The organism is Paenibacillus wynnii (assembly GCF_000757885.1).
Lineage (GTDB): Bacteria > Bacillota > Bacilli > Paenibacillales > Paenibacillaceae > Paenibacillus_AQ > Paenibacillus_AQ wynnii.
The window spans coordinates 594,901-611,829 of the sequence record NZ_JQCR01000002.1 but is presented as its reverse complement, the minus strand read 5'-3'; the positions used below and the strand labels follow the sequence as shown (position 1 = coordinate 611,829).

General features: G+C 44.7%; 8 protein-coding genes. 6 read left to right on the top strand and 2 right to left on the bottom strand.

The window, feature by feature from the left end; genetic code table 11:
• Positions 1-63 precede the first annotated feature (63 nt).
• Together PWYN_RS05365 and PWYN_RS05360 are read right to left on the bottom strand one after the other, a co-directional pair.
• Positions 64-1,338 (bottom strand): Gfo/Idh/MocA family protein, encoded by a 1,275-nt coding sequence (locus tag PWYN_RS05365; protein WP_036649231.1) that lies wholly within the window; start codon positions 1,336-1,338, stop codon positions 64-66.
• Positions 1,339-1,363: 25 nt separating this feature from the next.
• Entirely contained in the window at positions 1,364-2,902 is a 1,539-nt protein-coding gene (locus PWYN_RS05360; protein ID WP_036649229.1) for a glycoside hydrolase family 31 protein, read from the bottom strand.
• A gap of 238 nt (positions 2,903-3,140) precedes the next feature.
• On the opposite strand from PWYN_RS05360, the gene PWYN_RS05355 reads away from it, so the two are divergent.
• The 6 genes from PWYN_RS05355 (at position 3,141) to PWYN_RS05325 (ending at position 16,918) form a co-directional block, all read left to right on the top strand.
• On the top strand, positions 3,141-4,472 hold the full coding sequence (locus PWYN_RS05355) for an ABC transporter substrate-binding protein (RefSeq protein ID WP_052087773.1): 1,332 nt from the start codon (positions 3,141-3,143) through the stop codon (positions 4,470-4,472).
• Positions 4,473-4,551: 79 nt separating this feature from the next.
• Positions 4,552-5,421 carry a carbohydrate ABC transporter permease gene (locus tag PWYN_RS05350; RefSeq protein ID WP_036649227.1) on the top strand — a complete coding sequence of 290 codons (870 nt, stop codon included), beginning with the start codon at positions 4,552-4,554 and terminating at the stop codon, positions 5,419-5,421.
• Positions 5,422-5,430: 9 nt separating this feature from the next.
• On the top strand, positions 5,431-6,270 hold the full coding sequence (locus PWYN_RS05345; protein ID WP_036649225.1) for a carbohydrate ABC transporter permease: 840 nt from the start codon (positions 5,431-5,433) through the stop codon (positions 6,268-6,270).
• A 155-nt stretch (positions 6,271-6,425) separates the two neighbouring features.
• Complete coding sequence (locus PWYN_RS27865; protein ID WP_052087772.1) at positions 6,426-12,833, top strand: S-layer homology domain-containing protein; 6,408 nt, start codon at positions 6,426-6,428, stop codon at positions 12,831-12,833.
• Between the two features lie 855 nt (positions 12,834-13,688).
• The gene (locus tag PWYN_RS05330; RefSeq protein WP_036649223.1) at positions 13,689-15,209 is read left to right on the top strand and encodes an ABC transporter substrate-binding protein; all 1,521 of its coding nucleotides are present in this window, start codon (positions 13,689-13,691) and stop codon (positions 15,207-15,209) included.
• Positions 15,206-16,918, top strand: coding sequence for a sensor histidine kinase (locus tag PWYN_RS05325; RefSeq protein ID WP_036649220.1), 1,713 nt, complete (start codon positions 15,206-15,208; stop codon positions 16,916-16,918). The genes PWYN_RS05330 and PWYN_RS05325 overlap by 4 nt, the downstream gene beginning before the upstream one ends.
• Positions 16,919-16,929: the final 11 nt, after the last annotated feature.

Below are 16,929 nucleotides of genomic sequence, written 5' to 3'. Positions count from 1 at the left end.
CGTTAAAAAAAAAGAAGCCGCCCCAAAGCATTGGCTTGGGACAGCTTCTTTATAACATGATTGTTAATGAACTGTTGCCACAAAGGATTGACGGAAGAGTTTCATGTCAACAACGGCGCCTTCCCTACGTCTGGATTCCTCGGCAGCGAAGGCCATGAGGTGACTTTCCAGAGAGGCTTCCGCAGAAGTCAGGGTATCCATATATCGTTCATGCCGGAGGTCGGACAGGAATTGCCGCATGATCCCATCGTCGCCTCCTTGATGCCCACTACTACTGGTTGGGGTATAGAAGACAGTCTGTGTACCTGAAGAAAATTCAAACAGATCAATAGAGCCTCTTAGTAAATCACCGCGAATTTCCCCTTGGGTCCCCATGATTTGGACGGTACGATTGATATCACGAGTAAACCCGCACATACTGAAAATAACGGTAACTCCATTCTCAAATTCCATATTTACTGTTTGATGATCCACTACATTATTATCTGTTCGATAGACACATTTGCCATAGGGACCTTCCATTATAGCGTTCATTCTATTCGTTTCGGTAGGCGGATCTGCTATGAGTGCTGCAAAAGGATTTAATTCAAGATCCTGCATGTAGAATGGCAAAGCTGAATATGGACAGGTATGTTCCACCTCACAGCCATCCGTACATCGATCAGTCGACCCTGCAGGCGCATTGTCGATCCGAAAATGGCCTAAAGAACCAAAGGAACTGACCTTTGTGCAATCCGCATCGACAATCCAACGGATCAGATCCATATCGTGACAAGACTTAGCCAATATCATTGGACTGGAGAGCACGTCATTCCGCCAATTTCCTCTGACAAAGCTATGGGCATAATGGAGGTAACCAACGTTTTCGTTATGTTGAATGGACATTACGTTTCCGATCAAACCGTCATTAATGAGTTGCTTCATTTTTTGCCAAAAAGGAGTGTATCTAGAGACATGACAGATCGAGAGTAAGCGTCCTTCTTCGTGTGCGATTTTTTCCATTTCAACGCACTCCATCGGGTTGTTGGACATTGGCTTCTCAAGAAGAACATGATACCCCTTCTTGAGAGCAGCAACCGTAGGCTGGTAATGCATCTGATCTTGTGTGCAGATGAGGAGCGCATCGCAAAGCTTGGGTTGGTTCAGCAACTCTTCCCATGTCGAATAGATTTGCTCTGGGGTTAGGTTTAATGCTTCCGCAAATCTCGTTCTTCTCTCTTCGTTCGGTTCGGCAACCGCGACCACCTCCACCTCGCGGGGAAACCTCTGAACATACGGCATATAGGCTAAGAAACCTCTTGCTCCTGCTCCTATGACAGCTAATTTGATTGTTTTCATGAGAATATCTCCTTGAAGTGCAAATTTAGATTTTTCTATACCACGGCAGCCGGGAAAGAGGCGCACTCACTTCGACCTCGCTTGGGCCTTCGACCACGCTTTCATCATCGCCCAGCCATCGGCCTGACGGAAATTGTATCTTTCGAGTTACCTGTCCCTTATTCAGAACCGGGGCTACCAGAATGGATTCGCCAACCATGAATTGATCCTGAACCGAATGAAAGCCTTGATGCGGAAAAACGAATTCTAGGCTGCGCAGGATTGGAAGTCCGTCTTCCGCAGCTTGGCTCGCAAGCTCAGAGAGCAGAGAGCCTAACTCCGTCCGTATCTGTATAACGTCCATGCACCAGGCCAATTCATCGCCGTTCAAAACCCGCCATGGCGCCATGGAGAACTGCATCGCGGGAAATAAAGCCGAGCATTGAACAAAACGAATAAAAAGTTCGGAATCAAAACGGAAATCGGGCGAATTAATGTCTCCATCCATCCCTCCGCCAACCATATCAGGACAATTATAGGCATATCCCATTAGGCCCTGAGTGATGGAGTTGGGGATAAGCCCTTGTAGTCCAGTCGCCGCCTCCCAAGTGTGCGTTTTATCCCGTTGCCGCTGGATGAGCGCCTGTCCCCCGAGTTTCCAGCACATGCGCAATTCGCTAAGCGGATATCCAATTCCCAATCGGGCATAGGATTCACAATCTTCCAAAGGGTGTACAGGACGTGACCATGCAACATCTTGTGTAATGTCATCCATCAGATCAGGCAATAGAGGTTCTCCTGCATCGAGCTTAAATCCGTCAACCCCGTAATCTTCAATCAGTCGGTCTAACTGTTGCTTGAACCATGTCGATCCTTCTGTGCTTGTATAGTCAACGACCGCACTGTACCCGTTCCACCATCTTCTTAGGACTGGGGCACCGTCAGCATGCTTCATTAAGATCCCATGGTCACGTAATTGCCGGAATATAATGCTGTCGGGACTCACATACGGGCATACCCAAAGCATGACTTTAAAGCCTAATTCGTGTAAGGAATGGATCATTCCGGCGGGGTCGGGGAATCGATGCTTATCAAAGTCCCAGGTTCCATAGTCTTGCATCCAATTGTCGTCAATGATTAACACACCCGGGGGCATGCCGTGCCGAATAATGGACGTCGCATAATTGAGGAGCTTTTCCTGTGTCGGTTCGTAAAACATTTCTACCCAAGTACAGTATTGCGGTGCTGTGAAAGCCAGTTTGTCAGGCGTAACACCGGAAGGGGGGAAATGTATATTGCAGGCATGTCGGTAGGCGTCCTGAAGAGTTTCATGACCTTCTTCAATTATTAACTTCTGTTTGTGATCGATGGTAAGGTTGCTCTCATTAAACGAGAAGGCAAACGGTTCTTCGCACCAAATATACCTTCCCAGATTAGAAAGTAATAAGGGAGAAGCCTGATTATCATCCGTCATACGTAAATCACGTGAATGTGGACGGTCGCCGAACGGCATTAAATGCCCTTCGTTTATAACCCCTCCCCACCAGAACTCCCCAGGTTTTTTTTGCAATACAGTGATCGTCATCGCAGACACTCCCAATTCAATTTATGAAATAATTTGCGCAATTATTTACTAATAGTATGGATTAATCTTTATTCCAATGCAAACGTTTTTTATCTTAAAAATTAGGCATGCAATCTTTAAAATGAGGCATATAAAGGAGTTGTAGAATTAGATTAAAATGAAAATGTAAAGAGGTAAGTATTTCGTAGTCAAAATTTACGCAAATATTTGCCTAAACTATTCATTAGGGGGATGTCAAATGAAGAATAGAAACAAATTTTCATTTTTGTTTGTAGTTGTTCTCATGGTTTTTGCTCTAGTCGCATCTGCATGCAGCAACAATTCAAACAAGCCAAACAACACACCGGACAAGAGTCCGAACAGCAATGCCGGGGAAGCGACTGAGAAACCCCAAAAGGACGTAACGCTTACCTACTCCATATGGGATAAAATTCAGCAACCGGCAATGGAAGCTATCGCGAAGGAGTTTACGGCAGAAAATTCACATATTAAGGTGAAGGTTGAAGTCATCCCGTGGGGTGATTATTGGACAAAAATGTCCGCTGCAGCTCCTGCCGGGACACTGCCTGATGTTTTTTGGATGCATGGGGGTCAATTTGTCAAATATGCAACAGGTAATTTCATTGAGCCGATTACAAGCAAAATACAGGCTGGGGAGATCGATCTAAATAATTATGCGGCTGACCTTGCTACCATATATGCGCTGAACGGCGAAAACTACGGTATACCAAAGGATTTCGATACGATCGGTTTGGCGTACAATAAAGAATTGTTCGATCAAGCCAAAATACCGTATCCAGATGACACTTGGGATTATGCGAAGCTTGCAGAGGTTGCTAAACAATTGAGCCAGCCTGATAAAGGCATTTATGGCTTTGGAGCGAAGATGGACACGCAAACTGGATATTGGAACGATATATTGGCGAATGGCGGAAATATTTTGTCCGCTGATATGAGTAAGTCGGGGTACGATGATCCGGCTTCAATTGAAGCTTTGAAAGCTCGTTATCAAATGACTGTCGATGGCGCTTCTCCGACTCATCAACAAATGACGGATACGGAAGCAACCGAGATGTTCAAGTCCGGTAGATTAGCGATGATCTTCGACGGATCCTGGCGGATCAGCGACATTGACAGTAGCGAAATTATCAAGGGGAAATGGGATTGGGCGAAATTGCCTGTAGGCAAGGTGAAAAGAGGAAATATCATTAATGGCCTCGGCAATGTCATGTCTGCAAGTGGCAAAAACAAGGAAGAGGCTTGGTTATTCCTCAAGTTCCTTGGATCCCAAAGAGCAGCTGAAATTACGGCGGAAATGGGTGCGGCTATACCGGCATTTAACGGAACCCAAGATGCGTGGCTGACTTCGAGACCACATTTGAATCTAAAAGTATTCACTGAGCAAGTAAAGGATGCGATTCCGTATCCGAGCGGTTCGTTGGCATATCCGGTATGGTTCGCGAAAGAACCAGAGATTATGTCGCAAGCGTGGGGCGGAGCCATCTTAGTCGAGGAAGCAGCGAAGAAGGTCGCTGAGATGATGAATCAAGCCATAGAAGAAACGAAATAAGCCTATTGTCCAGATTAAAGTGATTCAGGGGACGTTCTTGACGATCAGGAACGTTCCCGAAATATAAGGAGTGATCCGTTTGAATTCCAGGAGCAGATATGTATGGGCCTATATCATGATCGCGCCGACTCTCCTAGGCACATTGATTTTCTGGGGTTGGCCGGTTCTCCAATCGATTTTGCTAGGATTCCAGCAGTCGGAGAATTTCGGGCTTATAAATCATTGGGTTGGATTTGATAACTATGTGAAGTTATTCAGTGACGAGGAGTTTTGGCAGAATCTGCGAAATACCCTGTATTATGTTGTTCTGTTTGTGCCGATTACACTTGCCCTTTCTACTTTTTTTGCTGTACTGCTGAATTCGAAAATCAAAGGACTATCTATTTACCGTGTTATTTTTTTCTTGCCTCAGGTCACGATGCCTGCAGCGGCAGCGATGGTTTGGGTCGTGTTGTTCGCTCAGGATTTCGGACTCATCAACCATATTCTAGGAACCCGTATAGCATGGTTGTCTAATCCCAATTATGCCATGTTCGTGCTCGTTATCGTTGGCGTGTGGGGAGCCATCGGCTTAAATATGCTTCTGATTCTCGCAGGTTTGCAAGGGATACCGAAATCACTCTATGAAGCTGCAGAGATTGATGGCGCCAAGAGAATGGGCAAGTTTCGATATATTACCATTCCCATGTTGACGCCGACACTTTTTTTCACAAGTATCATCCTTTTGATTGGGGCCACGCAAATTTTCGACTCCATCTATCTGATTATCGGGAAGACAAATGTAGCGCTGCCAGCGGTTCGTTCACTCGTTTATGCCTATTACCAAAACACCTTCGTTTATTTCAATCCTAATTACGGTGCAGCCATTATCAATGTATTACTACTGATTAACATCATACTGACAGGGATCCAATTTGCTCTTCAAAAAAAATGGGTCATCTACGACTAAGAAGGGAGGATGACAGAAGTGCACACCGCATCAGCGAGGAAAATCAATTCGATTGTTCATATCATTCTTATTATCAGCGCAATTGCTATGCTCATTCCATTTATTTGGATGGTACTGACTTCGCTGAAGACAACGACGGAAGCTACGCAAATTCCGATCCGTTATTTGCCGGAGACCCCCAGCTTAAGAGGATATACGGAAGCGATCAAGCAATCGGCATTCTCACATTACTACATAAATACTATTTTCACAGCTTTCATGAAAACAGCGTTTCCAGTTATATTCAGCTCGATGGCGGCCTATGCCTTTGCGCGGATCAGGTTTCCGGGAGGTACCTTTCTTTTTGCATTGATTATCTCAGTCATGATGGTACCTAATCCTGTTTTTTATACGCCGCAATATATGATGATGAGTGACTTGGGGTTGGTGAATACAGTTACAGCTCTTTGGATTACCTCGCTCATCAGCCCTTTCGCTACCTTTCTATTAAGACAATTTTTCCTGACCATATCTAAAGAATTGGAAGAAGCGGCTGTACTGGATGGCTGCAATCCATTTCAAATTTATTGGCACATCATGCTTCCTTTAGTCAAGTCGGCTCTAGTAGCCATTGTAATTATTCAATTGCAGTGGTCATGGAATGAACTGCAATGGCCGCTCATTATTAACAGCTCGCCTGAGAAGATGACCCTGTCATCAGGTATTGCGACGCTAGTCTCCATGTTCGGAACCGATTACCCCGTGTTAATGGCAGGCGCCTTCATGGCGGTAGTTCCAATGATCGTCCTCTTTTTTATCTTTCAAAAGCAATTTATCGAAGGTATAGCATTCAGTGCGCATAAAGGTTAAATCAGTTATTTCCTGTGTTTCTCATAAGCTTCATCGGTTTTGAATCAAGTTCCCTCAGGTATCCGGACTTATGAGAGTCCGGATAGGCCTGCTGCTGCCTGGCGTTATGATATCGTTCTCACTGATTGATAACAGCGTTAACGAGGAGGAATTCGATGAATCCATTATTTGTATACAAGTTTAGGAAGGCGTCATCATTTAAAGTGATGCTCATTATCATTTTGTTGCTAAGTACATTCATGGGGAATGTTGCAAGCAGAGTTCATGCGGACCCGGAACCCTCGCGCGTACCCGCTAATCCGTATCCGAGCCCAGCAGTGGACAGTACTCTAACCAAGCATGACTTAACCAATGCCCCAAGTCCGCTCGACAATCCGCTCAAAGGGTTTGCACCGTTCTATCCCTGGGAGACGGAGACTTCATTTCCCCACAGCCTAGAATGGTATTATGTTCCGCTGAAAGCGGTGATGAATGGCCCAGATTCATATACTTTTGATACTGGTTTAGAGACGGCACTGAATGCGATTGCGGCAAGAGGGAATCAGGCTGCGATTAGAGTCTATCTGGAATATCCTGATAAAGAGGATGCAATACCTGATTTTATTCATCAAAGCGGCGTTGCCATGCGTCATAACGGTACATTTAACCAGGATGAGCCTGATTATGATAATCCGTTAATGGTTACCTATTTGACAAACTTTATTAAAGCTTTCGGTGCAAAGTATGACGGGGATCCGCGTATCGGATTTATTCATATGGGCCTCGTTGGATTATGGGGGGAGTGGCATACTTACCCATATGATGAGGATACTGCAGACGGATTGCCGAACTACATGCCTAATGCTGAAACTATCGGAGAAATTTTTACCGCATATGATACAGCTTTTGATCAAACCAAGCTTGAGGTCCGATATCCCGGCTTGCCAGGTGCATCGGGGTTTAATATTGGCTACCATGATGACTCCTTCGGGTATAAGGAAGGTGATCCGCTGCAGAGTGTAACCCAGCCGGAGAGTATAGGCGGAGCCTATTACTCATTCTTGACCAAAATGCTGGAAGCCGGTTCAGAGAATAAATGGATCACGCAATCTGTGGGTGGAGAAGTACGTCCGGAAATTCAGAGCAACTTCTTCAGCGGCGGTGTTAATGTTGATAGTGCAATGGATGATATTGAACTGACTCATGCAACGTGGATGATTAATCAAGGCGGGATCAGCAACTATGATGTGAGCGATGATACCGTTGCTGCGGGCGTGAGAAAGATGGGCTACGATTTAAATGTAAAGAGCGCGTATTATAATGATGTTGCTCAAGGTGATCCGCTAAAGGTTGGAGTAACCATTCAGAATAATGGTGTTGCTCCCTTCGCTTACCCTTGGAAGGTAGAACTGGGAGTAAAGAATTTATCAGGTAAGCTTGTTAAGCAATGGGATACAACATGGGATATGACAAAGGTTATGCCTTTGCAAATCAGGACGTATCCTGAGTGGAATCTCTCTGGGGATCCACAGTACGTCCCATTTGGCGAACCCTATTATTTTGATACGTCCATTTCTAATCCAGACTTAAATGACGGTTATTATTATTTGGTTATGAAGGTCGTTAATCCGTTAGAGACCCTTAGCAGTAAAGCGAAGAAGGTAAGATTTGCGAATACGGACCAAGACAACGAAGGCTGGCTCAATTTGGGGCCAGTGCTGGTAGGGGAGAGTAATTCAACAACACCTCCAACTTCACCGCCGCTGCCGCCAAAACGCCTACTGGTAGATAATTATGATGGTACGCCAGCATGGTCTGGAAACACTCAGAATGATCTTAATCAATGGACGGGGTCAAGTGGCTTTGCAAATGGGAACGGCGCTGGTGTAGCCGAGGGCGGTGCACTAGTTCTGCAGTATAAGAATATGTCACGACTAGAAACCAACATCGGCCGGAATCTTTCAGATACAGGGAAACTGGTCATCCGGGTGAAAGGAGCTACTGGCGGTGAGGAGAATCAGGTCAGTGTTAGTATTGGCGGCGTAACGAAAACGATCGGTCAATTCAGTGGAGACACGATCACAACCAGCTATAAAGACTTGGTTATCGACCTGCCCGATCAGGGAGTGGATTTATCACAAACCATCTGGAGTGTGGCAATAGCACAAGCTGCTTGGGATACTACAGGCACCATCTATATAGAGGAAATCTACTTTACCGACAAGGTTGAATCAGATAGTGATCCTGGCACTGGACCTGGACCTAACCCTAACCCTGGTTCTGGTTCAGAAATACCAGGGCTCATTGAGGATTTCGAATCCTATACTGATGATGCTGCTCTTGGGCAAGCATGGACTGAAGCGTGGTCTGATAAGCCGGGCTCAGTTACAAGAGCGCTGGGCCAATCGAGCGGAAGCAAAGGCTTGGAGCTTTCAGTTGCAACCGCTGATTCGGAGTGGTCGAATATCATCCATTCCATTCCGTCGAATAAGAAAGACTGGTCCAAGTTTGACGGTGTAAGCTTCTGGGTGGACAATACAACAAATGATAATAAGGATTTCAGCCTAAATGTTGCACTACAAACGCCTATAGCCAAAGGGGAGTTCGGGTTAAAAGAAGGCGGGTCAGCCCTGACGATTGCTCCTGATGGAAGCTGGCACCCTGCGGCATTCAATGGAAGCTCGCTTGATGTTCCTGCTGGATTTAAAGGCGTTGTAAGAATTCCTTGGGATCAATTTGTTCAATCTGCATGGCAGTTCGAAGGCGATCAGAATGAAAGCGCTACAGCGCTGAACCCAAGCGAAGTAACCGGGCTTCAGTTCGGATACCCGCCAAAAGGTTATATCCATAACGTCATCACGATTGATGATATCGTGCTCTATCGCGCAGATAAAATACTGGAAGATTTCGAATCTTACACAGATGATGCCGCTTTGCAGAACACCTGGAGAATCGATTGGGAATCCGGAGAAGCGTCTGCGCTTCGTACGATTGACAAAGTGAACTATTCGAATGGCAGTCAAGCCATGAAGTTCTCAGTTTCCCCTCCTCCGGGCAAATCTGCGTCCGATTGGGTCAATATTAAACGTGCAGCATTTACTGGAGCAGATTCGGATTGGTCGGCATTTGATGGACTCACCTTCTGGGTCAATCAAACGTCACCAAGCAATAAAAATATGGATCTGAATATATCGCTTGTTACAGATGCACCGAAAGGTGAGTTTTCGTTAAAAGAAGGTGGTGTTGTGAAGTTCTACAACGCAGCCGACGGCTGGAAGACTACCGTTCTCGGTGGAGGTTCCCTTTCAATTGCTCCAGGCTACAAGGGAATGGTTAGAATTCCCTGGAGCGCATTCGCCCAATCCGCATGGCAAGGTTGCGATGCTTGCGATGCTGTATTTGATAAGAGCAAGGTTCTTCAAATTCAATTCGGGTTTGGCCCTAAGAATCAAGCTGACAATGTCCTTAGCATAGACCAGATTGGAATATATGCGTTAGCGGGCAGAACAAGCGGATCTGGAGGAGGAACAACGACACCTCCAGTTGAGCACCCAAGCCGGCCAGTGTGGGCAACAACGTCCGGAACTCATACTTTGGAGTATCATCAGGCACCGGTGGATAATCCGTTGAAGGGTTTCCTTCCTTTTTATGATGCATCCGAGGAAGCTTATTTCAAAAACGGTGACGATTGGCGGGACCGGCCGACCCAACTGCCATACAGCTTGGAATTCTTCTACTTGCCGCTAAACAAATTGATGAACAATATGGATGACTTTAATTGGTCTGAACTGGATAAACGGCTGGCTGAGGTAGCATCCAGAGGTAATCAGGCTGTGTTCAGGGTATATCTGGACTACCCGAACAAGCCTTCAGGAATACCGCAATTCCTGATAGATAAAGGATTAGAGACTTACAATTATAAAGAATTCGACAATGGCAAGGATGCCACGAGTTTAGCGCCTGACTATAATGATGAGCGTTTATTGGACGCTTTGGACAATTTCATCAGCGCGCTTGGAACGCGTTATGATGGCGACGCTCGTGTCGGATCCATCATGATCGGATTAATCGGTTTCTGGGGCGAATGGCATACGTATCCCTATGACGGAAATCTGAAAACGCCGAACCTGATGCCAACCGATACTAACATGAAACGGGTTCTTACCTCAATAGATAACGCCTTCAACCAAACGCAGCTTGTATTGAGATACCCAATGGATAACAGTACGCTTAAAACCAAAAACTTCGATGTCGGCTACCATGATGATTCATTTGCTTTCCAGACACTTCCCCCAAGCTTGGGAGGTCAAGGCTGGCATTTCTGGGGTAGAGTCAATGATGCAGGAGTCACTGAATTCTGGAAGAACAATAGTATGGGCGGAGAGATGAGACCGGAAATTCAAGTGAAGATGTGGAACAATGATCCGCCCAAATACAATGAACCATCGACGCCTATCGAGGGAGCACAAGGTGAGGATTATTACACGAGTCTGGGCTTGACCCATACATCCTGGCTGCTTGCACAGGGAATATTCCAAACTCCGCTGGATGCTGCCCCTTTGGCAAGAGCTACTGAAGGTTCACGCAGAATGGGATATGAATATTATGTGCCCACTGCCTACCTGGAAGGATCAGATGGAAACCTGAAAGTGGGAGTAGAACTCGAGAACAAAGGAGTAGCACCGTTTTATTACAGCTGGAATGTCGAGCTTGCGGCCAAATCAGGAAATAACATTATTAAAATATGGAATCCGGATTGGGATCTGAAAGACATTCTTCCGAATACGAATGGATTTGATCACAATAAGCTGTTTGAATCCACTACTAATCCGGAATTAGGCAATGGAACCTATCAGATATTGATGCGTTATGTAAATCCGCTCGAGCAAATCAATGCAGACGCCAAGAAGTTCAGCTTCGCAAATGCCGAGCAGAATGGGAACGGGTGGCTGAATCTGGGCAGCGTAGATGTATCGAATAGTGCTGCTGAGGCCCTGGTAAGAGTTACAGGTTTAACCGCAAATACACCCGGACAGGTACAATTGGCTCCAAGTGCAAGCAAGCAAATGGATGTCACTGTAGCTCCGGCAGAAGCCAGCAATAAAAGGGTGGTATGGTCATCTGCAGACCATAAAGTTGCATATGTATCTGCTACAGGATTGGTAACGGCAGTTGGTGCCGGCCAAACCGTCATTATAGCGAAGTCTTCCGACGGCAATCTGGAAAAGCAATTTAATTTAACTGTTGTTTCTGGCTTAAATACGAACCCGCCCTCTGGCGGCACATCAACACAGCCCGCAATACCAGTGCTGGAAAACACGGATAACGGAATCAAGTTGGGGCAAGATGCGATAACCATAGTTCAAACTACGAATGAAAATGGTGTGATCGAAACGACCGCAACCATTGATTCGAAGAAACTTCGGGATGCCTTCCAGGCTCTTCAAGACCATTCAACGGCCTTAAAGTCAAATTCGGTTATCATCAAATTGAAAAACAACGGTGGTAGCGTGAAGGTCAACATTCCTTCCTCAGCTTTTGCAAAAGTGGTGACTGGGCTGCCGGATGCGTTGGTAATTGTACAAACGGACTTTGGAAGTTACAAGATTCCTGTCAAAGCTTTAGGATTGGCCACGTTAGCGGAAAAGCTAGGCGTGAGTCCTGAAAATATGACCATAAGTATAGGCATTGACAGAGTTTCAGGGAGTATGGCAGATCTATTATCTAAACAGGCAAGCAGAGAGGGTTTGACATTACTTACCCCTGCTCTGGATTACAAAATCTCAGCTGGGGCAAACGGACAGTCGATTGAGCTAACGAACTTCGGCAGCAACTATCTCGAAAGAACGGTTATACTGCCAGGAATCATTGAGCCAACGAATACTACTGCACTCATATTTAACCCGACTACTGAGACATTTAGTTTTGTTCCAGCCATACTTGTGCGTCATGGCGGAAATACAGAAGCTGTAATCAAACGGAATGGGAACAGTATTTATACTGTAGTTTCGGGTACTAAGACGTTCTCTGATCTTCAGGGCCATTGGGCAAAATCGGAAGTCGAACTACTCGCCTCTAAGCGGATTATTAACGGGGTTTCTCTTAACAAATTTTCACCAGAGCAACCGATAACCCGCGCAGAGTTCACAGCGATACTTGTTCGTTCCCTTGGTTTGAGTTCTCTGGGTAGAGATACCGCTTTTAGTGACATATCCAGAGGAGACTGGTTTGCAGATGTCATTGCAACCTCGGTTGATGCAGGAATTATTGAAGGCTACAGTGATGGTTCATTTAAACCCAATGAAGTAATCACACGTGAGCAAATGGCTGTTATGCTGTCTAGAGCTCTGGATTATGTGAACCCATCCGTCCAGGTTAAGGATGTAAATGAACAAATCCTCGGGAAATATACAGATAACGGTTCCATTGCTTCTTGGGCAAAATACTCTATAGCTGAATTGCTCACCGCTCAGATCATACAAGGGAAATCGGATACGGTGATAGATCCTTTGGCCCATGCGAGCCGGGCTGAAGCCGCTGTGATGCTCAAACGGTTATTACAGTATTTACAATTTATTAACTAGGTAGATTGAACTTAAGATTTTTAGACTAAAGGGTTAGTCGCACTGTGGTGAATGTTGGACTTCCGGCCGCTGTTGTCTCCAGATTTCTTGATTAAAACCGCTTTTCGCGGTTGAAATCCGGAGACAAAGGCGAACGCTGACGCTCCTCCAGTTCCAAAATTTTCCTTCGCCGCTCCATTGCCCTTTCTCTAATTATTAAGTTTGATTTATATAGTAAAAGTGTTTTTTCTGGATGAATGAACAGGCGTAGATCTCTGATTCATACGAATGCCACTCACTCACTCACTCACTCACTCACTCACTCACTCACTCACTCACTCACTCACTCACTCACTCACTCACTCACTCACTCACTCACTCACTCACTCACTCACTCACTCACTCACTCACTCTTGATGTACGATCACTGGTGGATATCTGTTCAAGATGAATACGTGAACTATACGGACCCAGCGGACGCTATTTACTCCAATTACCTGAATTGCTTATCTATGCGGACTCAGAAGGCTCTATTTACAAGAATTTGGCTATAAATAGCCCCATATTTCATAAATAATGGCATCTGTGTCCGCATAACTTACTCATAGAACAATTTATAGACAATAAGGGATCTGTAGTCCGCATAGAGTTCTTCACCCGATCTACCATAACTAGTATTTCTATTTCTTAAGTGCAATTTATATTAATAGTTGAAATGAATAACAGGAGCACATGACATCCGAATTCATGTGCTCCTGTTCTATGTTGGATAACGCTATACGGATAGGACGAGAAGTTGAAAGGTATCGTATTCCCATTGATAGAATTAGTGTAGACTAGCATTGAGGTGCTATGGTAAAGGGGGTTGTGCTTTTGATGAAACGTGCTGTCAGTGGTATGGTCGCGATACTTTTCGTGTCTATCATGTACATCTTATACAGCAAATATATCGGTCCTGAAGCGAATAAGCCAGTGGAAGACGAGCCTGAATCGCTGGTTACATTGAAGGTAATTATGCCTGGCGATCTGTCTGCGCGTATGGGTGATTTCGTTGAGAATGAATTGAATGATCGGCTAAAGAAAGATCTACATATGAAGCTTGAATTGACTTATATTCCATGGTCCAATTATCAGCAAAAGTTGGAACTGGCCTTATCTACCGGAGAAAATTATGATTTGTTCTGGTATGGCGCACCATTCGTCTCTGTTTACTACACGAAAAATTATATTCAACCTTTAGATGAGCTTCTGAACCAATATGGGCAGGATCTGATCAAACATATTCCCGCAGAGAATTTCGAGCAGAACCGGATTGGTGGTAAGCTTTGGGCGATACCAACTCAGGCATTTACGTCCGCAGGGAAATTCTCTTCAGTAATGGTCCGCCAGGATTTGCTGGAGAGGGTCGGCGTGTCAGATATTAAGACGATCGCTGATATAGAATTATTTTACGAAAAAATGCACGCTATAGATCCAAGTTATTATGGTTATTTGGAGACAGACCGAGGGCATGAAATGCTGTGGCGCGAATTGACAGATCGAAACTACTCTTCACTGGACGAGCGGTTGTTATTTATGGTGGATGAGGATTCAGGGGAGATTCTGAGTTATGTAGAGTCTGATTTATACAAAAAAGTAGCTCAATTACGCGAGTCCTGGGTGACCAGGGGGATCATTGATAAAAATCTAGTGGGCAATCCGGCAGCCAAAATCGATCAGGAGAATGCAGGGAAACTTCTTTTTCGTGTGGGCGCGGTCTCAAGGGCCATGGAGAACCTGCAGACAGCACGAAATGCTGATCCTGATGCCAGGCTGCGCGAGTATTATTTTGAAAAGGACAAACCCAAGTTTATTACTACCCCAAGCAATGAAGCTTTTATGATTGCTGCGGCATCCAAAAATCCCGAACGTGCAATGATGTTTATGAATTGGATCTTGCATAGCAAAGAGAACTATAATTTTATTATCTATGGAGTAGAGGGAAAGGACTATGCATTAGAGAACGGGAAAATTAAGCTATTGACCAATGACCAGTTGATGTATGAGTGGATGTGGCGAAACAAAGACTATTTTATCGCACCTGCCAGTGTAGAGGACGACATTATTGATGACATGCTTAAGAACGACGAGAACTCCCGTATTTCCAAGCTATTTGGGTTTCATTTCAATGAGGCACCCGTCAAACATGAGATTGCGCAGGTTATTGCGGTTTATAAGGAAAAGTTCGAGCCCATTAATTTTGGTTTGGCCAGTTATGAAGAGTTTTATGAGGATGCCCTTATAGCGCTCAAGAAGGCAGGTTATGACATTGTTTTTGCTGAATTGAAAAAGCAGTTCTCAGAATTCAAACTCCAAAAGTCAGAAGCTAAGCCTAAAGTGGAGAGGAATCGATCATGAGCAGATTCAGCATATTCACAAAACTGATAGCCACTTTATTGATCTTGCTTATCCCGATCTTATTCCTGTTTGGGGTGTCGAACCGAACAAGTACGCGTGTGTTGACTGACGAAATTAGTAAGGTGAAGCAATATCAGATTGAAACTTTAGCTAATCAATTGGATCAGTTGTTTTTTCGGCTGGATACTTATAAAAAAATGCTGTACGAAAGTACGGATGTACGTAATTTAGCCTATCCTGATTTGCTTGACGATGTCTTGGATAAATATAGAATCAATCGAACGGTATCTGAAGAGATTAATCGACTGGCCGGATATGGTGACTGGAAGGCAGTGATTGCAGTTCTTTATCCTCGCACTGGAATTGTCATTAAAAGCAACTCCAGTCTGAATGCGCTTCCAAAGGAACTTCCCGCAAAGGATACATTTTGGCAATACTATTCCGATCCCAATGAGGATTATTTCATGGAAATATTGTCTTATCCCGAAAACTCAGTGGAGCCAGGCGAGGCGCATATGAGAATAGTGCTTAAATTCGGTTTATCCGCTTTGCGGAGTGCCTTGTCTGAATTTAAAGCGAATGGTTCGGGAGATCCGTTTCTATATCATCCTGGAGCGGACCCTATTAATAATTATTCCGTAAATGTTGATCAAATTAACGAAATTCTACCCCGGCTTAGCGAGATTGATAGCTCAATGGAAAGCGGCTACATGCTCATTAAATCCGACAAGGCGAGGTTTCAGGTACACTTTCAGAAACTGGAATCATTAGGTTGGTATCTAGTTGATTATGTACCCATCAGTCATATTATGGCGCCAATCAGTCGAAACCAGAACATGTTTTATATGATAAGCGGGATGCTTTTGTTTATGGGGGCTTATCTTGCCTTTATGATGTATCGAAATATCCAGATTCCATTCCGGAAACTGATTAAGAATATGAACTTGATTGAAAAAGGTATTTATTCTGTGAGAATGATAGACAAGCCCAATGGCGAGTACCGGTTTATTTATGACAGATTTAACGCTATGGCGTCAAAAATAGAGGAGTTGATCGAAGATGTGTATAAAGAACAACTCCGATCGAAGGATGCAACGCTGAAGCAGCTGCAGTCTCAGATCAATCCGCACTTTCTGTACAACACGTTAGCTTATATCAAAAGTATGATCGAGTTGAAAGAAGACAAAGCTGCCATTTCGATGACCATGAATTTGAGCAAGTACTATCGTTATACGACCAAAACGGGAAGTAAGAGGGTACGGCTAAAAGAAGAACTGGATTTGATCCATTTCTATTTGGAAATACATTGCATGCTGAGAGACGATTTCGAATTTGATATCGTGGTCGATCCGCAGATGGAAGATCTGGAAGTTCCACGTTTAATCGTACAGCCGCTTGTCGAAAATGTAATCCTTCATTCGTTTAACAATCATTCGGAATACGGAATGATTCGGGTCCGATGCTGGAGGGAAGAAGGCATAAACCATGTAGCCGTTGAGGATACAGGTACAGGAATTGATTATTTAGTTATGGAGTCCATTCGAATGAAGGTCTATTCCCTTAACGAAGAATTAGAATCCGGGCTTAAAAATGTTCATCAGCGTCTGCGTTTGATGTACGGCGGCGACTCAGGATTGCTGCTCAGTCAATCGGAATTAGGTGGACTTTGCGTAGAATTGTGTTGGAGCAACAGGGAAGGCGTATCTTGAAGGGGGGATAG